The sequence below is a fragment of the Paenibacillus sp. fava2 genome, from assembly GCF_058313675.1.
This window is the reverse complement of sequence record NZ_CM177755.1, coordinates 5,166,295-5,185,904: the sequence shown is the minus strand read 5'-3', so window position 1 is coordinate 5,185,904 and position 19,610 is coordinate 5,166,295. Positions and strand designations below refer to the sequence as shown.

The 19,610-nt window shown below is 50.1% G+C and carries 22 protein-coding genes; 18 read left to right on the top strand and 4 right to left on the bottom strand.

Going from position 1 to position 19,610, the window contains the following annotated elements; all coding sequences use genetic code 11:
- Nucleotides 1–643: 643 nt before the first annotated feature.
- Nucleotides 644–2,173 carry an alkyl hydroperoxide reductase subunit F gene (ahpF, locus tag AC4G46_RS22970; protein ID WP_491124743.1) on the bottom strand — a complete coding sequence of 510 codons (1,530 nt, stop codon included), beginning with the start codon at nucleotides 2,171–2,173 and terminating at the stop codon, nucleotides 644–646.
- A 14-nt stretch (nucleotides 2,174–2,187) separates the two neighbouring features.
- On the bottom strand, nucleotides 2,188–2,751 hold the full coding sequence (gene ahpC / locus AC4G46_RS22965; RefSeq protein ID WP_491124742.1) for an alkyl hydroperoxide reductase subunit C: 564 nt from the start codon (nucleotides 2,749–2,751) through the stop codon (nucleotides 2,188–2,190).
- Between the two features lie 322 nt (nucleotides 2,752–3,073).
- On the opposite strand from ahpC, the gene AC4G46_RS22960 reads away from it, so the two are divergent.
- From AC4G46_RS22960 to AC4G46_RS22945, 4 genes are read left to right on the top strand one after another with little or no spacing between them, the layout of a single operon-like run.
- Nucleotides 3,074–3,640: an RNA polymerase sigma factor gene (locus AC4G46_RS22960; RefSeq protein ID WP_491124741.1), complete on the top strand. Its 567-nt coding sequence runs from the start codon at nucleotides 3,074–3,076 to the stop codon at nucleotides 3,638–3,640.
- The gene (locus AC4G46_RS22955; protein ID WP_491124740.1) at nucleotides 3,633–3,938 is read left to right on the top strand and encodes a hypothetical protein; all 306 of its coding nucleotides are present in this window, start codon (nucleotides 3,633–3,635) and stop codon (nucleotides 3,936–3,938) included. Before AC4G46_RS22960 ends, AC4G46_RS22955 begins: the two co-directional genes overlap by 8 nt.
- 39 nt (nucleotides 3,939–3,977) lie before the next feature.
- Nucleotides 3,978–4,361 (top strand): PLDc N-terminal domain-containing protein, encoded by a 384-nt coding sequence (locus AC4G46_RS22950; protein ID WP_491124739.1) that lies wholly within the window; start codon nucleotides 3,978–3,980, stop codon nucleotides 4,359–4,361.
- A 15-nt stretch (nucleotides 4,362–4,376) separates the two neighbouring features.
- Nucleotides 4,377–4,757, top strand: coding sequence for a hypothetical protein (locus AC4G46_RS22945; protein WP_491124738.1), 381 nt, complete (start codon nucleotides 4,377–4,379; stop codon nucleotides 4,755–4,757).
- Nucleotides 4,758–4,847: 90 nt separating this feature from the next.
- Here the strand turns inward: AC4G46_RS22945 and yidC are convergent, their stop codons facing one another.
- Nucleotides 4,848–5,690, bottom strand: coding sequence for a membrane protein insertase YidC (gene yidC / locus AC4G46_RS22940; RefSeq protein WP_491124737.1), 843 nt, complete (start codon nucleotides 5,688–5,690; stop codon nucleotides 4,848–4,850).
- A 373-nt stretch (nucleotides 5,691–6,063) separates the two neighbouring features.
- Complete coding sequence (locus AC4G46_RS22935) at nucleotides 6,064–7,509, bottom strand: leucine-rich repeat domain-containing protein (RefSeq protein WP_491124736.1); 1,446 nt, start codon at nucleotides 7,507–7,509, stop codon at nucleotides 6,064–6,066.
- Between the two features lie 170 nt (nucleotides 7,510–7,679).
- Here AC4G46_RS22935 and AC4G46_RS22930 point away from each other — a divergent pair, with 170 nt between their 5' ends.
- The 14 genes from AC4G46_RS22930 to AC4G46_RS22865 all read left to right on the top strand — a co-directional run bounded on the left by AC4G46_RS22930 (nucleotide 7,680) and on the right by AC4G46_RS22865 (nucleotide 19,456).
- On the top strand, nucleotides 7,680–7,949 hold the full coding sequence (locus tag AC4G46_RS22930; protein ID WP_491124735.1) for a hypothetical protein: 270 nt from the start codon (nucleotides 7,680–7,682) through the stop codon (nucleotides 7,947–7,949).
- Between the two features lie 209 nt (nucleotides 7,950–8,158).
- Nucleotides 8,159–8,836, top strand: a complete 678-nt coding sequence (pnuC, locus tag AC4G46_RS22925; RefSeq protein ID WP_491124734.1) for a nicotinamide riboside transporter PnuC — start codon at nucleotides 8,159–8,161, stop codon at nucleotides 8,834–8,836.
- Complete coding sequence (locus tag AC4G46_RS22920) at nucleotides 8,833–9,840, top strand: AAA family ATPase (RefSeq protein WP_491124733.1); 1,008 nt, start codon at nucleotides 8,833–8,835, stop codon at nucleotides 9,838–9,840. Before pnuC ends, AC4G46_RS22920 begins: the two co-directional genes overlap by 4 nt.
- A 33-nt stretch (nucleotides 9,841–9,873) precedes the next feature.
- Nucleotides 9,874–10,779 carry an NUDIX hydrolase gene (locus AC4G46_RS22915; protein WP_491124732.1) on the top strand — a complete coding sequence of 302 codons (906 nt, stop codon included), beginning with the start codon at nucleotides 9,874–9,876 and terminating at the stop codon, nucleotides 10,777–10,779.
- A gap of 363 nt (nucleotides 10,780–11,142) precedes the next feature.
- Nucleotides 11,143–11,808: a TetR/AcrR family transcriptional regulator gene (locus AC4G46_RS22910; RefSeq protein ID WP_491124731.1), complete on the top strand. Its 666-nt coding sequence runs from the start codon at nucleotides 11,143–11,145 to the stop codon at nucleotides 11,806–11,808.
- On the top strand, nucleotides 11,801–13,099 hold the full coding sequence (locus AC4G46_RS22905) for an MFS transporter (RefSeq protein WP_491124730.1): 1,299 nt from the start codon (nucleotides 11,801–11,803) through the stop codon (nucleotides 13,097–13,099). Before AC4G46_RS22910 ends, AC4G46_RS22905 begins: the two co-directional genes overlap by 8 nt.
- Nucleotides 13,084–15,402 carry an ABC transporter permease gene (locus tag AC4G46_RS22900; protein ID WP_491124729.1) on the top strand — a complete coding sequence of 773 codons (2,319 nt, stop codon included), beginning with the start codon at nucleotides 13,084–13,086 and terminating at the stop codon, nucleotides 15,400–15,402. Before AC4G46_RS22905 ends, AC4G46_RS22900 begins: the two co-directional genes overlap by 16 nt.
- Before the next feature lie 9 nt (nucleotides 15,403–15,411).
- Nucleotides 15,412–16,170, top strand: coding sequence for an ABC transporter ATP-binding protein (locus AC4G46_RS22895; protein WP_491124728.1), 759 nt, complete (start codon nucleotides 15,412–15,414; stop codon nucleotides 16,168–16,170).
- 156 nt (nucleotides 16,171–16,326) lie between these two features.
- Nucleotides 16,327–16,449: a hypothetical protein gene (locus AC4G46_RS22890; RefSeq protein ID WP_491124727.1), complete on the top strand. Its 123-nt coding sequence runs from the start codon at nucleotides 16,327–16,329 to the stop codon at nucleotides 16,447–16,449.
- Between the two features lie 25 nt (nucleotides 16,450–16,474).
- Nucleotides 16,475–16,636, top strand: coding sequence for a hypothetical protein (locus tag AC4G46_RS22885; protein ID WP_491124726.1), 162 nt, complete (start codon nucleotides 16,475–16,477; stop codon nucleotides 16,634–16,636).
- On the top strand, nucleotides 16,612–17,481 hold the full coding sequence (locus tag AC4G46_RS22880) for a hypothetical protein (RefSeq protein ID WP_491124725.1): 870 nt from the start codon (nucleotides 16,612–16,614) through the stop codon (nucleotides 17,479–17,481). The genes AC4G46_RS22885 and AC4G46_RS22880 overlap by 25 nt, the downstream gene beginning before the upstream one ends.
- A gap of 17 nt (nucleotides 17,482–17,498) precedes the next feature.
- Nucleotides 17,499–18,362 carry an XAC2610-related protein gene (locus AC4G46_RS22875; RefSeq protein WP_491124724.1) on the top strand — a complete coding sequence of 288 codons (864 nt, stop codon included), beginning with the start codon at nucleotides 17,499–17,501 and terminating at the stop codon, nucleotides 18,360–18,362.
- A gap of 29 nt (nucleotides 18,363–18,391) precedes the next feature.
- Nucleotides 18,392–18,925 carry a DinB family protein gene (locus tag AC4G46_RS22870; protein ID WP_491124723.1) on the top strand — a complete coding sequence of 178 codons (534 nt, stop codon included), beginning with the start codon at nucleotides 18,392–18,394 and terminating at the stop codon, nucleotides 18,923–18,925.
- A 12-nt stretch (nucleotides 18,926–18,937) separates the two neighbouring features.
- The gene (locus tag AC4G46_RS22865; RefSeq protein ID WP_491124722.1) at nucleotides 18,938–19,456 is read left to right on the top strand and encodes a GNAT family N-acetyltransferase; all 519 of its coding nucleotides are present in this window, start codon (nucleotides 18,938–18,940) and stop codon (nucleotides 19,454–19,456) included.
- Nucleotides 19,457–19,610 lie beyond the last annotated feature (154 nt).

The window sequence follows — 19,610 nt, the reverse complement described above, 5'->3', positions numbered from 1 at the left end:
TCTGCAGGTGTATTGTTTGTAGGAATAGAACATAAATCAATTAACAAAAGGCCGTCCCGTCGTCAGGGGTGGCCCTTTACTTTGTTCAAGCGCATGATTCCATCTGAAGAGAAGATTTTTCAATGCAGCAAAAATCACTTGATCCCGTATGGTCAAGGCTCGGCTTTCCTTATCCGCCTGAGGAGTTCTTTGTGAAACAGCGGTAACTCAGTAATGTAACAATCCGGCTGTTACGGCACAATGAATGCGCCTAGCTGAAATAACTGTACTTTCTGCAACTAAACCTGGCTAAATAGCTCCGCTGCAGGTTTTAACTGCACTCTGTGCATTTATATTTGCCGAAAACGCCCCGAACCGGCTTTTTCGGGGAGAATAGATGTATAGAATACAGTTATTTCCTTGCAATTACTAATTTCGCCAGTTTTTTTGTACAAATTACACTTAAAACTGATTTGACTCCAAACCGACTGACTGAGGTTAGCGCTTTTGCAGGGAAGAGCAATCCGCAGCCAAAGCGCTTTACCTAAGGCAGGAAAAGGAGCCGGTTTGTTAGTCTCTTAATGACGTTCTATATTAACAATATAAAAACCGGTTCAGCTGCCCATGGGGGTAGACAGCTGAACCGGTTATTTATAATACCGGATTAATTGCGGATCAGATAATCGAATGCTCCCAGGGCGGCGGTAGCGCCGGAGCCCATGGAGATGATGATCTGCTTGAAAGGACTGTTGGTGCAGTCGCCAGCGGCGAACACGCCCGGGATGCTGGTTGCACCGTGGCTGTCGACGACGATTTCGCCGAAACGGGTACGTTCCAGAGTCTCGGCCAGCCAGTCGGTGTTCGGCACAAGGCCGATCTGGACGAATACACCTTCAAGCTCGACATGCTGCTCCGTACCGGTATCACGTTCGATAAAGGTAATGCCGTTCACCTTGTCAGTCCCGGTAATTTCCTTAGTCTGAACGTTCTTATGAACAGTTACGTTAGGCAGGCTGTACAGACGCTGCTGGAGTACCGAGTCTGCCTTCAGCTCCGGCATGAATTCGAGAACGGTCACATGGCTGACGATACCCGCCAGGTCAATCGCCGCTTCGATACCGGAGTTGCCGCCGCCGATTACGGCGACATGCTTGCCGGTGAAGAGCGGGCCGTCACAGTGCGGGCAGTACGCTACGCCTTTGTTCTTGAACTCGGCTTCGCCTGGAACCCCCACATTACGCCAGCGGGCGCCAGTAGAGAGGATAACTGTCTTGCTCTTCAGCACGGCACCGTTCTCCAGCTCGATTTCGATGAGTTCTTTCTTCTCCAGGCGCTTGGCCCGCAGGGTCTTCATCACATCGATCTCGTATTCCTTCACATGCTCTTCCAGGCTTGCAGCGAGCTTCGGACCTTCGGTGTACTTCGTACCGATGAAGTTCTCAATGCCCATCGTCTCCATGACCTGGCCGCCGAAGCGCTCAGCGACGATACCGGTGCGGATGCCTTTGCGGGCGGCATAGATAGCCGCGCTCGCACCGGCAGGACCGCCGCCGACAACCAGCACATCAAATGGTGCCTTGTCGGATAATTCGGAAGCATCCGGTCCGGTACCCAGCTTGGCGAGAATTTCTTCAGCGGTCATCCGGCCGCTGCCAAAGAACTCGCCGTTCAGGTAAACGGACGGCACTGCCATAACATCCTTGCTCTCAACTTCGCTCTTGAAAGCGGCACCGTCGATCATGGTGCTGGTTACGCCGCTGTTAAGTACGCTCATCAGGTTAAGCGCCTGCACCACATCAGGGCAGTTGTGGCAGGTTAAGCTGATGTAGGTCTCGAAGTGGTATTCACCCTTGAGTCCCTTGATCTGATCAATGGTTGCCTGCTCCGCCTTCGGAGCTCTGCCGCTCACTTGCAGCAGGGCCAGTACCAGCGAGGTGAATTCGTGGCCGAGCGGTACGCCAGCAAAGGTAACGCCGGTATCTTCGCCCGGACGATTCACGCTGAAGCTTGGCGTGCGCGGAAGTGCAGTATGTTCTACTTTGATATTGGCCGACATGTCGGCCAGCTCATTCACCAGAGACAGCGTTTCTTGCGAAACGCTGTCGTCTCCGGCGCTGACCTTCAGCAGTACCTCGCCCTCCATGAGCTGAAGATACTGTGCTAATTGTGCTTTGATATCCGCATCAAGCGCCATGTTTCATCCGCTCCTTAGATTTTTCCTACGAGGTCAAGGCTTGGCTTCAGGGTTGTGCTGCCTTCCTGCCATTTAGCCGGGCATACTTCACCTGGGTTGTTACGTACGTACTGAGCAGCTTTGATCTTGTTGACCAGAATGCTGGCATCACGGCCAATGCCGTCAGCGTTAATTTCAATTGCCTGAATGACGCCGTCAGGGTCAATGATGAATGTTCCGCGGTCAGCCATACCAGCTTCTTCAATCAGAACGTCGAAGTTGCGGGAGATGGTGTGGGACGGGTCACCGATCATGATATATGTGATTTTGCCGATGGCTTCGGAGCTATCGTGCCATGCTTTATGTGTAAAGTGGGTATCGGTGGAAACAGAGTACACTTCAACACCCAGGCTCTTCAACGTTTCATATTCGTTCTGCAGGTCTTCCAGCTCAGTAGGACATACGAAAGTGAAATCTGCAGGGTAGAAGCAAACTACGCTCCATTTTCCTTTAAAATCAGCTTCGGACACATTGATGAAACTTCCATTGTGGTAGGCGGATGCTTTAAACGGCAGTACTTCTTTTCCAATCAGAGACATTTTTATTTTCCTCCTAAAATTGTTTTCTGCACAAGAGAGGGCTTATAGGCCTTCATTGTATAGCAGTTCTTTATTGATAATTATTATCATCTAAATATTATTATTTGTCAAGGATGCGTTATGGATTTCACAAGTCGTTCATCTTTCGTAAGAGGACAGGCTGAAAACCATAGTTATCCAATAATAAATTACCCTGCTGAAGCCCTGATAATTGTGTAGAATGTTTGAACAATTTGGCCTGATCCCTATTTTTATGTGAATTTTCGAACAAAGTCTCCTTATCCTTCGTAATGTAAGATGACAGAGCAGACGGAGGGAGAGAATGATTAGCGACAGACAGCTTATAGAAAGCTATAGATCCGGCCAGCAGGAGGCTCTTGAGCATCTGATCAACAGGTACAGGGATAGTCTATTCCGGTTTTGCTATCATCTTTCCCTGGAAAAGCAGGAGGCAGAAGATTTGTTTCAGGAGGTGTGGGTGCGTGTACTCCGTAAGCTGGAGAAATATGATCCGGAGCGGCCGTTTAAAGCCTGGCTATTCCAGGTGACCCTTAATATACATAAAGACCGGTACCGGAAATGGATAAAGCTGCGTGAGCGCCTGACGCTGGCCTGGGCCGACGAAAGCAGCAGGTTTAAGGAAACCAGGGATGCTGCGCCGTTAACCGAAGATTTTCTGATGAAAAAAGAAGAGGTCCTGTACCTGGAGCAATGTCTGCGAACACTGCCCAAGCGTTATCTTGCCCCGTTGATTTTGTTTTATTATGAAGAATTCAGCTATGAAAGTATCGGAGTGGTGCTGGATGTTCCGCTGGGGACGGTAAAATCCAGACTGAATCAGGGAAAAAAGCTGCTTAAAGCAGCAATGGGGGAGCGGGGGAATGAATGAGCCGATGGAAAATGAACAGCTGTTAAAAGAATACTTCAACGCACCTGTGGCCGCACCGCCTCATTTAGCCGAGAGTACATTACGCAAGCTGGGCGATAGTCAGCCTCTCGGCTTACTGATAAGTGCAGCTGCTCTGAATATCATTGTTGCGCTGATTCTCGCGTTTGTCCTGCTTGCCGGTCCGCTCTTACTGCTCTGGAAAATAGTGATACTGCTGGTCTTTACACTGTTTCAAGCCATTGCTGTAGCGATTCTGGTTTATAACCTTTCTGCAAGTGCTTTGGAGATCTCTCCGTAACTAGATGAAGAAACGATACCATTTCTGGAAGGGAGTACTATGAACAACCGGATAGGGCTGGAAAAGTGGATTTTTTGGGTGTTGACGGCAGTTGTTGTATTGGGATTTGGCGCTTTCTTCATTGTAATGGCTCCTTCTATCTATGAAGTTTTTGGTGACGACTATGGATGGATTCTTGTGATTGCAGGGCTTACGCTGCTGTATATAGTATTGAATGTTCTGATCGCCGTGTTCATCTATAAAGATGCCTCCAGGCGAAAAATGAATCCCTGGCTGTGGATGCTGGCCGTCATTTATATTCCCAATTTTATCGGACTGCTGCTTTATCTGTTTGCCCGCAGACGGCAGCATATTCCTGCAGCGGCTGATCCGGGCAATAATCCTGTGCAGTGTCCTCATTGCGGCAACTTAATTCACCCATAAGGAGTGTCAAAAGTGATGAACAAGAAATGGATTGTAACGGGAATGCTGGTGCTGGTGATTGCAATGCTGCTGGCCGCCTGTGATAAAAAAATAATGTACGTGGGTTCAAATTTTGGATCAAAAGTTAAGGCTTCATACAGGCTGTTCACCGGTACAGATGAGAAGAAGGTTAAGCTGAAGAGCGGGGACACCCTTGTTGTGGACTACCGGTCCGAGGTGGAGAAAGGGGAGCTGACGATAAAGCTATACGATCCCGATGGCCAGCTGGTCAAGGAACTGGGCACAGGTGAGTCAGGAAGCGAGGAGATCGAAGTAGACAAGGATGGAAAGTATAAGTTTGAAATCACGGGGAAAGGCGCCAAGGGCAGCTATGAAATAAAGTACAGCACTGATTAATACAGGTGGGCCTAAAAATGAAACAGCGACTGCCGGGGGGAGAATAAATTCCCTAGCAGTCGCTGTTTGTATTAAATTATCTTTACCCGTCTATAAATCTTCTGCACCGGCAGGCTGGTTTTTACCCGCCACATTTGGTTTAGTGTACATTTTATTCAGTATAATCGTTTGCACGATAATGAACATGCCGCCAACGGCCCAATATAGCGGTAACGCGGCGGGCATCTGAAACGAAAATATACCCATCATCACCGGTGACAACAATCCGAGGAAGGCCATTTGTTTATTTTGGGTTTGCTGAATCTGCGCAGAAGCGGATTGGGACACGCGGAACTGAACGTAATACACCGCAGCGGCAACAAGCGGCAAAATCAGATCTGGTTTCCCAAGGCTAAACCACAGAAAATCGTGAGCTGCAATCTCCGGAGTGCGACGAATGGCATAATAAAATGCAAGCGTAATCGGCCATTGAAGGAGCATCGGTAAACATCCCATGTTCAGGGGATTAAATTGATGCTTCTGGTACAGCTGCAGCATTTCGGCCTGCTGCTGTTTTTTTGCATCCACACTGCTAACGTTCTTATACTTCTCGTTAAGTGCAGTTAATTCCGGCTGCAGGACGGCCATCTTTGATTTCATGTCCGTTTGTTTCCTGGTTTGATTCATCATGAGCGGCATGATTGCAAGCCGGATGATGAAGGTCATCAGCACGATCGATAATCCGTAGTTTCCATGAAGTGCATCCGCGAGGAATTTGATCATGAACGAAAAGGGATAGATCAGAAAGTGATTAAATATCCCTGCTGAATCAGCATTAATCGGGTCTGTTGGGGATGCCGCCGAACATCCGCCGAGCACAATGACCGGAAGAACTCCAATCAGCATGACGAGAATGGGCTTGGCCCATTTTTGGAGCAATACAATCTTTTTCATCGTTGTCCTCCCTGATTGAATGAATGAAATATCAATGCGGGGAAGGACAATTGTCTTCTTCATCAGGTGCTTTTCTTCGTCTGGCGATACGTATGATCCACCGCTGAATACTGCTCAACTGCGGCAGTCTGACAGCTGCATACCAGGCTGAACCGGCTGCAGCAGTTTCATGATCCCAATGTATCTTGTGTGCAGAATAACACGCGAATGGAAGTAACACTAAGGAAGAGAAGAGGGCAATCGAGAATGCCAATTGGACCAAGTCATAAAAATGCTCCAGTCAGGTTCACCTCCGTATGAGCCGTATGGGAATAATTTGAATAATGATCATACGTCAGAGCAACTGCGCGGTTTCACTAACCTGCACAGCAATCTATTTTCTCTCGAAAATGAGCACCGATCTGGAGCCCGGAACATATTCGGCGTCGGTTGCAAGCAGTTCTGACACAAACCGGACCGGTATGAACGTTCTTTGATTCTTCAATAACAGCGTCGTGTCGAACATGACCGTCTTTCCATTCACAATGGCTTGCTTGTTATTTACTGCCCAACGGATCGTTGTGGTGCCCTTCGTGATCATGACTTCCTGCTTGCTCTTGTCCCAGGCTACATTCGCCCCGAGATGCTCGGCCACAAACCGGACGGGTACATAGGTGCGGCTGTTATAGATGAACGGGGCAGTGTCGAGCTTATAGCTGCTCTCACCTACATAGGCGGCAGTGCTGCCAATCACCAGACGTTGAGCTTTAGATTGATTGAGCTGATGACCATCACCCGCAAGCTTCTGGAGCAACTGATAAGATTTCGTGGTAGACCGCAAATCTAGATAGTTGTGATTTAAAGTCAGCCCGTACAGCAATGCACCCGTGTCATAATGGGTATCGAACGAATGGTTTTTCAGAGCATCTATATTCCAAATCCTATTATGATCCAGGTATAAATTACTGATATTTGTAAGTGATCTCAGCGGCTCAAGATCATAAATCAAATTCGAACGAAGATTTAACGACGACATGTCTGTCAAGTTCTTCAAGGGGGTTATGTCCTCGATTTGGTTGTTTTCCGCATACAAGGATATGAGTTTAGTCATTCCTTCCAGACCGCGAAGATCAGAAATCTGATTCCCGCTGATTTGAAGGACCCGCAGGTTACCGGACAGCGGCTTGAGCACGGTTAAGTCTGAGATCTGCGTGTTCGAGAGTTCCAGATGGACCAAATTAGGCAATTTGACGATGGAATTGACAACTGCGATCGGGTTGTTACTGAGTTCAAGCACTTCTAATGGCGTTGCCGTTGATAGCGCCATAATATCCGTGATTTCATTATCGTTTGCCTCAAAGAATCTCAGGAGCGGCAGCCGCTTGAGCACATCGATAGAGGTAATCTGATTTCCGGAAAGCTGCAATTCCTCCAGCTTTGTCAAGGAAGCCAAAGCTTCAATAGATGTAATGCGGTTGCTGTTAAGATTAATGCCTTTAAGCTTCGTCAATGCGCTGAGAGGCGAAAGATCCTCAACTTTATTATTGATTATACTAACGTACGTTAGATTCTTCGCATATTGCAAGCCTTCAAGGCTCTGAATTCCTTTTCCGTAAAGATTAATGGATGTTAATGCTTCCATATCCTTCTGCAATACAGCTTCATCATCACTTTTGTTTAGTATTGCTTTGACCTCTTTCTTCAACTGCTCGTCCTGGAAGCTTACCTCTGTAGAAGCCTGCACCGTTGATGTCTGCTCCGCCTGCACCATAGGTACCTGTGCCATCAGGCCAAATCCAATGGCAACCGAGAAAATTACACCTGATAAAAATCTGTTCATTGTATCCCATCCTCTGTCTTTTCTAGTTGTCTATGTCTATGTATATAATATCAACGCTTCAATTCCCGAAAGGTTGCGGGGCTAAAAAGCAGAACCATAAAGAGGAGACACCCGAAGGCCTTGATGGTATTCTGGAATAAATTCAGAACTAATAAGGGGGCTGGCTATCGATGCAGAGGATTATCGGAATGTACAAACAATTTTTGTGGGAGCCTCTGTGGTTTAAGATTCTGATTATAGCTGCTTTGCTTGCTGCCGTGGTCTTCAGCAGCTCGTTTTTTGCGGATCACGGGTATTATCAGAGTATTGCCAAGATAGCAGGCGCCATCTTTTTTGGTGCCTATGGGATCAAATTCAGATCTAATACCCGGATTGCTGTTATCTTTTTTGGAGCTGCAGCCCTTTGTGTGCTTCTGTCCTTGACCTACCTGAGCAACTGAATATAAAGGTAAAGCGGCCTTCGTCCCCGGGTGTTTTTCCCGGGATGGGGGCCGTTTTATTTTGCCGGTAATAAAGTCTGAAATAGATCTGGAAATTTCTCCTTGCATTCTGCCGGAACCTCTGTTAAATTGATATTAACAAAATGTAATTATCAAAAAGTTAATATGTATTTAACTCAGGATATGCAGAGAAAGTGGAGGGATGCAGCATGAGCAAAGTTACGGGTAACTGGAAGTGGTTTGAAATCGTCTGGCTGATTATCTTTTCGGCAATAGGGGTACTTTTCACATTTCTGTCCAAGGACTCATTCTTTGGCTTTACGGTATTTATCACCGGAGTGCTGTGTGTGGTCCTTACGGCGAAGGGAAAGCTGATGAGCTATGTGTTTGGGATGTATAATACGTTCGGTTATGCGTATCTGGCCTATGTTAATGGATTGTTCGGGGAAGTACTGCTGAATCTGCTGTTTTTTGTCCCGATGAACATTGTCGGCTTCTGCATGTGGCGTAAGCATTTTCAGGGAGGTAAGCTGGCGATGCGTCAGATGGAGGTTAGAGGTATGCTTCTGGTTGGAGCTGTCTGCATCTCCGGGTTCCTGCTGCTGGGATACGGTCTGTCATTCATACCGGGGCAGAACTCGCCGTATATTGATGCGCTGACTACTGTATTGTCGGTCGTTGCAACAATCCTGATGGTGCGGAGATTCAAGGAGCAGTGGCTGGTCTATATTGTGCTGAATATGTTCACGGTGCTGCTGTGGGCAATCCGGACATCCGAGGGGAGCAGCGAAGGCCCGCTGATGATCGTCATGTGGAGCGCCTATCTGCTCAACGCGGCTTACGGCTATTATAACTGGAACAAAGGTGCGAAGGAGGCGCTGGCATGAAAACACTTGGACTGACACTGGGCAAATTCGCCCCGCTGCATAAAGGCCATCAGTATATGATCGAAACGGCGCTGCAGGAGGTCGATGAGCTCATTGTGGTAATCTATGAAACGGCGGTATCTCCTGTTCCGCTGCACATCCGGGCAGGCTGGATCCGCAAGCTGTATCCGGAGGTCCGGGTTATTGAGGCCTGGGACGGCCCGGACGGCTATTCCGACGACAGGGAGCATGAGATCCGTGAGGAGCAGTATATTCTGGGACTGTTACAAGGCGAGCAGGTGACCCACTTTTATTCCAGCGAGTTCTATGGCAAGCATATGAGTATCGCCCTTGGTGCAACAGACCGGCGGGTGGATGAGGCGCGTGTGAAGGTGCCGGTATCGGCCACGCTGGTCCGCTCCGATCCTTATAAGTACAGGGATTATGTCAGTGATCTCGTGTACCGGGATTTAATTACGAAGGTCGTTTTTGTCGGAGCAATGTCCACCGGCAAATCCACCATTACCGAAGCGCTGGCCCGGCGCTACCGGACGGCTTATGCCAGTGAGTACGGGCGCGATTACTGGACAGAGCATCAGGTGGACCGCCGGATCGGACTTGAGGCCTTTGACGAAATTGCAGTCGGCCATATTGAGCGGGAGGAGCAGGCTCTGCTTGCGGCGGACCGGTATCTGTTTGCCGATACGAATGCGATTACGACTTACATGTATGCGCTGGATTACCACGGGCAGGCTCCGGAGCTGCTGACCCGGCTGGCTCTGGAGAATGCGCAGCGGTATGATCTGTTTTTTCTGTGCGACGACGATATTCCTTACGATGATACGTGGGACCGCAGCGGGGATCAGAAGCGGCATGTGTTTCACAAGCAGATCATTGCCGATTTACAGGCACGGCGGATTCCGTATATCACGCTGAGGGGAAGTCTGGAAGAGCGGATGCGCAAAGTGGATGAGGTGCTGGCAAAATTCACGCCTTATAGCAACTATTTCGGCGGACAGGTATAGTAGTAGTATTAGATGAATGAGGGGGCAGCGGCAGTGGAAATTGTGGATCGTAACGGACTTACGGAGCGCGAGTTTTTGGAGCAATACCGGGCAGGGGATTATGAGCGGCCTTCGATGGCAGCGGATATGGTGATTTTTGCGGTCGCAGATGCGGGGCAGGGGGAAGATAGCGGCTTTCCGGAAAAAGAGCTGCGCCTCCTGCTCATACGCCGTGGAGGACATCCCTTTCTCGGAAAATGGGCGCTGCCGGGCGGCTTTGTCCAGCCGGACGAGACGGCAGACCAGGCTGCTGCGCGGGAGCTGAGCGAGGAGACCGGCTTGAACGACGTGTACCTTGAGCAGCTGGGAGTCTTCTCTGATGTCGGGCGGGACCCGCGCACCTGGGTGATAAGCTGCAGCTATATGGCACTGCTCAGCAGCGGGCGGCTGCAGGTGCAGGCAGGTGATGATGCCCAGGATGCTGCCTGGTTCAAGGTAAGCTACCGCCAGTTGGCGGAGCATAAGGAGCGGCTGGATAAAGGATACGTCCAAACCTGGACCTATGAGCTTAAACTCAGTAACGGAGGGGAAGAGCTGAAGGCGGTTATAAGCCGGACTGTTACGGCCAGGCTGAACTCGAAGTCCGTTGCCTACTCCGTACAATTGAATGACGGCCTCGCCTTTGACCATGCGAAGATCATTGCCTATGCCATTGAACGGCTGCGGAAGCAGACGGAGGACAGCGATATCGCGCTGCACCTGATGCCGGAGCAGTTTACCTTGCCGGAGCTGCAGCAGGTGTATGAAGGAATATTGGGCGAGCAGCTGCCGGCGGGTGAGTTTGAGCGCAGGGTGGAGGGGTTGGTTGTAGAGACAGAGGTGTATGCCGGGGAGCTGATGGTGGAAGCGATGGGTAAGAGTAACCGCCTGTATCGGAGGAGCTGGGGGATTGAAGGGTAATGTAATTTAGTCCGCCGAACCGTGTATAAATCACGCCGGATAATTGCCTTCCAACATTGCTGCAATTTATACAATTAAATAGCTGCTGTTTCAGCCTTAGACAGAATGAGCTGCACTCTAGATTAACTTAGAACAAGTTGTAGCGGCTATCCCGCTTCAGAACCATATCCTCTGAAGCTTGTATGAAGAAGTCTAAAAACACTCCGCCGCCGGAGTGTTTTGCTTATTTGTGATATTTTATCGCTTAACGCATTTAACAGCTTCTCATTCCCGGATAATTGTGCTATTATTTACCACATAACCGACAGACTGTCGGTCTGTTAACGGCAAAAGTATAACTACCGCACAAATAAGGAGCCAACCATGAGAATCGTAAAAGAAGCGGAAGCGCGCAGAAATGAAATCCTCGACGCCGCCGATGAGCTGTTCGGGCAGAAGGGGTTCGACGGAACGAGCACCAACGATATCCTGAGTAAGGTCGGGATTGCCCGGGGTACGCTGTATCATCACTTCAAGTCGAAGGAAGATATTATGGATGCGCTGATTGAGCGCTACAGCAGCAAGATGCTGGGGGCGGCGCAGGCCATTGCCCTGGACACCACCATTCCCGTCGTCGAACGTATTCTCCGTGCCGTTATGGCTATGAATATCAGCAGCGGTAACGGAGGGGAGAGCAGTAAGGAAATTATGGAGCATATCCACCGGCCGCAGAATGCGCTGATGCATCAGAAGATTCAGAAGATCATTATTAACGGCGTGCCGCCGATTCTGACACCCATTGTCCGCGAAGGCATCCAGCAGGGGATTTTTAACACACCGTACCCGTATGAGAGCATGGAGATGATCATCATTTATGCGAACACCATTTTTGATGAGGAGATGGTTGAGATGACCGGAGAGGTGCGCATGTCGCGTATTCTGGCCTTTATCGCCAATGTGGAGCGGCTGCTCGGGGCCGGAGAAGGAAGCCTGTTGAGTGTAATGCAGGCGTTCGGCGTTAGCGGGGGAGATGAGCGGGGCAATGAGTAGTCCGCAAAAAGCCTTCGGCAAATTTCTCATGCTGTGGTCGGGACAGCTGATTTCGGCGGTTGGCAGCGGGCTTACAGCGTTCGGGCTGGGGGTTTACCTGTATCAGCAGACCGGGCAGGCAGCTGCGATGGCCTTGGTCACTCTGCTGGCCTTCATGCCCTCCCTCTTGTTAAGTCCTGTTGCCGGCGTGCTCGCGGACCGCTATGACCGGAGATTATTAATGATGCTGGGCGACAGTCTGTCCGCAACCGGACTCCTCTATATTCTGATTTGTATGCTTAACGGGGGAGCCGAGCTGTGGCAGATCTGCCTGGGAGTGACTGTAAGCTCCGTGTTCTCCTCGCTGCTTGATCCGGCTTATAAGGCTACAGTGACAGATCTGCTGACGGAGGAGCAATATACCAGAGCAAGCGGCTTCGTCCAGGTGGCCGGTTCGGCCAAATACCTCATCTCCCCGGCACTTGCCGGCTATCTGCTGATGGTGTCTGATGTGAAGCTGCTGCTGGTCATCGACATCTGCACTTTTTTGGTGACCGTTGCTTCAACGCTTGCTGTACGCAGGGGCCTTCCGTCCAAACCGTCAGAAGAGACAGGGTCCTTTACCCGTGAGCTAAAAGAAGGCTGGAGCGCGGTTTCGGCAAGCAGAGGCGTGCTTATGCTGGTCATGATGACCTCCGTAATGACCTTTAGTCTCGGCTTTATTGAGACGCTGTCGATGCCGATGATCCTGGCTTTTGCCGATAGTGCTGCACTCGGAACGCTTGAAACTGTCATCGCACTGGGGATGCTGGCATCCAGCATAGTCATCGGCGTCCTCCCGCTCAAAAAGAATTTTGTAAAGATCCTGGCACTGTCCCTGTTCTGCGGAGGGCTATGCATGGCGGTATTCGGGCTCCGGGAAAGTGTGGTTTTGCTTGGGGTTTCGGGCTTTTTCTTCTTCGCCACCCTGCCGTTTGCCAATACCAGCCTGGATTATCTGCTGCGGACGAACATAAGTAATGCTGTGCAGGGCCGGGCCTGGTCACTGATCGGGTTAGTCTCACAGCTGGGCTTCATTGCCGCCTATATGCTGTCCGGGGTACTCGCCGACCATGTGTTCACTCCGCTTTTGATGGACGGGGGACTGCTTGCGGGCAGTGTGGGCCGGATTACCGGAACGGGCAGCGGCCGGGGAATCGGGCTTCTGATCATCATCGCCGGGCTGCTGCTAAGTGTGTCTGCAATTATTCTGTATAACCTGAAATCCATTAAAAGGCTGGAACCCGGAGGTGACCTATGTTCTACAGGATAATCCGGGGCGACATGCGCGCCGGCAGGCTCATCACATTGACCACTCTATTGTTCGTTACCGCTGCTGCTATGCTTGTTTCCCTGTCGGCCATCCTGACCGTCAATCTTACGGGGGCCATTGATACGCTGATGACGCAGGCGAAGACACCCCATTTCATGCAGATGCATTCGGGGGAGCTGGACCGGAAGCGTCTTTCGGCTTTTGCCGGGCATAACAGCAAGGTCGAGGCTTTTCAGATACTTGAATTTGTAAATGTGGAAAATGCGCGGATTGTCATCGGCGGCAAGTCACTGGCGGACAATGTCCAGGACAACGGGTTCAGCACACAGAGCGGCAAATTTGACTACCTGCTGGGCCTGGACGGGAAAGTGATCACGCCGGCTGACGGTGAGCTGTATGTGCCAATCGCCTATATGAAGGACGGAACCGCCAAGGCCGGAGATAAGGCTGTAATTGCCGGGAAAGAATTGACCGTGGCCGGATTTCTCCGAGATTCCCAGATGAACTCCCTGCTGGCCTCCTCCAAACGATTTCTGGTCAGCGAACATGACTACACCGCTATCCAATCTTCCGGCAGCACCGAGTATCTGATTGAATTCAGGCTAAAGGATCTGTCCATGCTTGGCGGCTTTAAAAATGACTACACCTCGGCAGGACTTGAAGCGGGCGGACCTACGATCACCTACCCTCTATTCAAAATGCTCAATGCCATGTCCGACGGGCTGATGATCGCCATCATCCTGCTGGTGAGCTTGCTGGTTGTTGCTGTTGCTTTTATGTGCATCCGGTTTACCTTGCTGGCCACTATCGAGCGCGATACCCGTGAAATCGGCGTCATGAAGGCTATTGGACTTCGCGTGTCGAACATCAAGAAGCTTTATCTCGCCAAATACGCGGGTATTGCTGCCCTCGGCTGTCTGCTGGGCTTCGCTCTTTCGCTGGTGTTCAGAGGCAGGCTGCTGGACAATATCCGGCTGTACATGGGCGGAAACGAAAAGGCATCGTTGACCCTGCTGCTTGGACTGGCCGGAGTCGTGCTTGTGTTCCTTGCCGTTACCGGCTATGTGAACGGGGTGCTGGGACGTTTTCGCAGAATTTCTGCGGCAGAAGCAGTACGGTTCGGGACTGCGCAGGACAAATCAGGCGGAGCAAAGCAGCTGCGGCTGAGTACGAACCGGCTGCTGAACACGAATGTTTTTCTCGGAGTCAAGGATGTGCTTGCCCGGAAAAGCTTGTACGCAACCATGCTTGCTGTTATCATCATTGCCGCATTCGTTATCACTGTACCCCGGAACCTTTACAACACGATTTCGGCCAAAAGCTTCATCACCTACATGGGTGTAGGCAACAGTGATCTGCGCCTCGATATCCAGCAGACGGACAATATCGCCGCCAAAGCAGCAGAAGTGGCCGCGGTTATGGAGAACGATACTTCGATTTCCCGGTATGCCGTGCTTGCAACGGAGAGCTTTACCGCTCTGAGGGAGGACGGCACGGAGGAAAGGCTCAAGATTGAGCTTGGCGACCATTCCATTTTCCCGGTGAAATATGCCAAGGGCAGAGCGCCTGCGGCTGACGATGAAATCGCCCTGTCCGTGATGAACGCGGATGAGCTCGGCAAACAGCCCGGTGATGTCATTACGCTGAAGAACGGCGGACAGATGCTGGAGCTGACGGTATGCGGCACCTATTCAGATGTTACTAACGGCGGGAAGACGGCCAAGGCCGCTTTTGCCAGCCAGTCTGCAGAGGTGATGTGGACCGTTATTTATGCGGAGGTTGATGATAAGGCGCTTGTCGGCAGCAAAGCGGGGGAGTATGCGGACCGGTTCTCTTTTGCCAAAGTATCCGGTGTTGATGAGTATATTACGAAGACCTTCGGCTCGACCATAAGCTCAGTCGGTACGGCCTCCCGCATTGCCGTTGTTATGATGCTGGTAATCAGCGTACTGGTTACGGTGCTGTTTATGCGGCTGCTGATAGCAAAGGACCGTTATCCGATTGCCGTCATGAAGTCCCTGGGGTTTACTGACTCAGACCTCCGAGTGCAGTATTTTGCGCGTGCGGCGGCTGTGCTTGTAGTGGGAATTGTACTCGGGACGGCTCTGGCGAACACACTTGGCGAGGGGCTGTCGGGTGCACTTATCCGCTCGTTCGGCGCAGCCTCGTTCAAGTTCGTGGTCGATCCGTTTGCGGCATACCTGCTCAGTCCGCTGCTGCTGGCCGGCGCGGTGCTTATCGCCACTATAATCGGCACAGCGGGTACGGGGCAGATCTCCATATCCGGCTATATTAAGGAGTAGATCAGTAACATGAAAAAGATAATAGCAGCTGACCAGATCGAAAAAGTCTACGGCCAGGGCGAAGAACGCCGCAAGGTGCTTAACGGGGTGTCTGTGAGCATTAACGAAGGAGAGTTCGTGTCGGTGATGGGACCATCGGGCTCGGGCAAATCGACGCTGCTGTTTGCGGTGAGCGGAATGGATACGGTGGACGGCGGACGGGTGTTTTTTGACGGCAGGGAGCTTGGGGCACTTCAAGAGAATGAGCTGGCCGACCTGCGCCGCAGACGGATGGGCTTTGTGTTCCAGCAGCCGACGCTGCTGAAGAATATGAACCTGCTGGATAATATCATCCTTCCGTCCATGCGTGATCATCGAAAGAACGTGAAGAAGATCACGGAGCGGGCGAGAGCCCTTATGAAAAAGACCGGCATTGCCGGGCTTGAAAAACGGGACATCACCCAGGTGTCCGGCGGCCAGCTGCAGCGGGCAGGCATTTGCCGGGCGCTGCTGGGCAGCCCGCAGATCCTGTTTGGCGACGAGCCGACCGGAGCGCTGAATCAGGAGGCGGCCGAGGGGATCATGAGCCTGTTTGCCGAAATCAATGAGGCCGGGACTGCGGTAATGCTGGTCACTCATGACGCCAGAATTGCCGCGAAGACGGAGCGCATTCTGTTCATGTGCGACGGGCAGATCGTAAGCGAACTGCGGCTGCCGAAGTTCAGGGAAACGGAGCTCGGGGAGCGGATGGAGCGGGTTGTGCTGCGGATGCGGGAGCTGGGAATATAGACAAATGAAAGGACCCTTCATTCTAAAAAAAAGAGTGGAGGGTCTTTGGTTTTTATGTGATATATTGGATTTGTTCTAATAGAAACTACATTTACGGAATGGGGCCGTTATATACCGTTATTTAATGAAAATGGAGAATGCAGCCTGATTGAAGCTTTGAAAGCATACATACCGGAGGTTGAGGAGCTGCTGAATCCGGGAGTGGAGGAAGCGGAAATGGAGCAGGCCGAGAGCCTGCCCGGGTTCTCTTTTCCAGATGAATTCAGAAAGTTATATTAAGCATAACGGTGAGGGGGATCAGGTAATGGGCGTCATGGCCGGATTCACCTGGATGGATCTGCAAACTGTAACGGGATACTGGAGAGGACGCCAGAATTCAAGTCTGAATATTATTTCAGGCAAACCGGATGTTGTGAAGGAAGGAGGATATAGAAAGGGGCTATGGAGAACGAGCCAAACAGCATGATTCCGGTTAGCGGATACTGGGCGGAGCATTTTGAGGATGAGCTGGAAGAGGGTTGTATTTCTGCAGAATCGTTGAGCAAACAGAAGAGTGTAATGATCCTTCCTTATCTTGCGGAAAAATACGAGTCAGTGTCGCTGGAGTTTTTGACTCTTATGCCTAACCTTAAGAAACTTATTACGCATGCCGATAACATTGCAAATTACCAAGTACTCAAGAAGCTGACAGGACTGGCTCAGCTGGCTATCAGCGGATCCTCTTTTACAGAGTCAGATCTGGAGTACTTAGCTTGTCTGGAGGATTTAAGAAAACTGACTCTGATAAGATTAAGATTACAGAATGTACATAAACTGAAGAGCATCCCAAATTTAAAATCCCTCGCATTAATTTTAATAGAATCATTTGACAGTAAAACAATAGGAGAGCTAGTAAACTTGACGGAATTATGCCTTGAAGACTTCGCGGCTGGCGATTTAAGCTACATTTCAAACCTTACGAAATTGAAAATGCTGGAGCTCAAAAAGGTGACGATCCCCCATTTTGGATTTATGAAAGATTTAAAGAATCTGAAGACTTTCAAGGCAGACACTCGGGCGGAAGATGAATCGGAGATGACTGTTCTGGAGGAATTGAGCAAGCTTGAGGAGTTTACCTATCCGGTCGGCGATTTATCCATTCTTCAAAATTGCTTGGGTCTGCGAGAAATCGGTGTAGATGCATCGAGATATAGCGGGCTCCCGGAACGTTTCAGGAGTAATATCATCGGGTTCACGATATTTGAGGCAACCTCGATAGAACAAATAAATACAATAGGTGACGAGTTGGATAAATTTTTCAATCTTAACTAGTATCATGGTTAGTTTACATGGAGGGACTGAAGGACATTAGAACGTTAATAATAGCCGCATTGTTGCTGATCACCTGCTCTTGCAGCAGCAATAACAATCAAGTACCTGACAAAGTCAATAATAGTACGCCATTTGCAAGGGAAGCAGCTCTACCGGCGGACAATGGAGACAGTAATGGAGACAGTGAAAAATATACACTGCCGGAGTATTACGATTATTCTGGCGGTGAACTCCCTGAGGACATTGTGAAGCCTATAGAGTATACGGTAGAGCAGCAGATCAGTGCGGATAAGCCGGAATTTTCTTTTCAGGTGCATGGACGAACGGTCCAAAGCTATGGCTTAACGGGTGATAAAACGAAATATTACTTAAAGCGCGGAGACAACAAGGTTCAGTCCATAATTGTTAATAACAGTGCGTTAGCATACCATCAGGAATTGGAGTTTCAGGAAACGGAAATCCCAGACATAACGGCGACTACCTATGGTTTTTCGCTGGATGACTGGAATTTTGACGGTTATTTGGATATCAGCCTGTGGAAGGAAACAGGGGGGACTTCGCTGAATGCCCCGCATTATTACTGGTTATGGGATAATGAACAGAGCAGGTTTGTCAGCAATCGAGAGCTGGAGGAGCTCAGCGAGGTTACCTTTGTGGAGCTTGTTGAGCAGACACAGGAGCTAGTGGCCGGCATCAGAAAACCTGGTGGATATGATGAAGAGTATTATGTGTGGGAAGATGGAAGTATCGCCCTGGTAAAAGAAGTGAATACAACATTCGGTGAACCTGCTGAAAATACGGGGAAAAGCAGGGCGTATATTACGGTTAAGGAACGGGTTGGCCGGGAGATGCAGATTATTGAAGAGTATTATGAGGACTGATGATATAGCGGAGAGAGGGAGGCATTCTTGTGATCGAGCTAATCCAGTATGTTATAGAAGATATGAACAAGCAGCTTGAGCGGATTGAGAAGAGCCTGAAGCTGTTAAACGATGAGCTGGTGTGGACCAAAACGAAGGACTCCATGAACAGCATAGGCAATCTCTGTCTGCATCTGGCAGGCAATGAATATCAGAACTTTGTCAGCGCCATCGGAAACAGTCCGTTCATCCGGGAGCGGACCCGTGAATTCACAACGGATGGAGGAATCCCCAAAGAGGAGCTGATCCGTATTCTCCGCAATACGCGGTCACAATCGGAAGAAGCATTGGCTGCTGTCTCAATGGACGATTTATCCCGGGAGGTCATTATCCGCTATGGGCAGGAGGACTGGAACCGGATGTACCGGAGTGCTGCCGGGGCCGGCGAAACTTATGATACAAGAACCATTGGCCGTCTGATTGTCCAGGTATCCACACATTACGGCTATCACGCCGGGCAGATTGTGCTGCTTGCCAAAATGCTGCAGGACACAGATGAGCATGTCACGGGCCAATACCATTGAGGAGGGAACGTTATGATCAGATTGGAGCCGTTCGAACGCAGTGATTTTAGGCAATTAATTGCCTGGATTGATTCGCCGGAGTTTATGGTGCAGTGGGGAGGGAAAACGTTCAGCTACCCTTTAACGGAACAACAATTAGAGTCTTATATCAACAGTGATACACTAAGCTACCGGGTGGTGTATGCGGAGAATAACGAGGTCATCGGGCATATCAGTTTAACGCCGGACCCGTCAAATCAATCAGGAAGAATAGGAAAAGTAATCGTAGGAAACAAAAATTTACAGGGGCTTGGCATCGGACAGCAGATGATCCGGCAGGTTCTGGATATCGCATTCGGACAGCTGAAGGTACACAGGGTCAGCCTTGGTGTATTTGATTTTAACCATGCGGCCATTGCCTGCTACGAGAAGGCGGGGTTTGTAAAAGAAGGCATGCTCCGGGAAGCGCGCAAAGTCGGCAACGAGTTCTGGAATCTGTGGGAGATGGGGATTCTGGAGCAAGAATGGCTGGGCAAGAAGAAAAAAAATTAAATGAGTGAATGCTGTCTCCTGAAGCTGAAAAAGCCTTCCATCCTGCCTTTCCGGCAGAGATAGAGGGCTTTTTGTCATTACAGCAAGATTTGAAAAGTGGATCATTAGCGCCTGTGTTACTTTGGATTTAGCAAAGCAACGATTACAGCAGCAG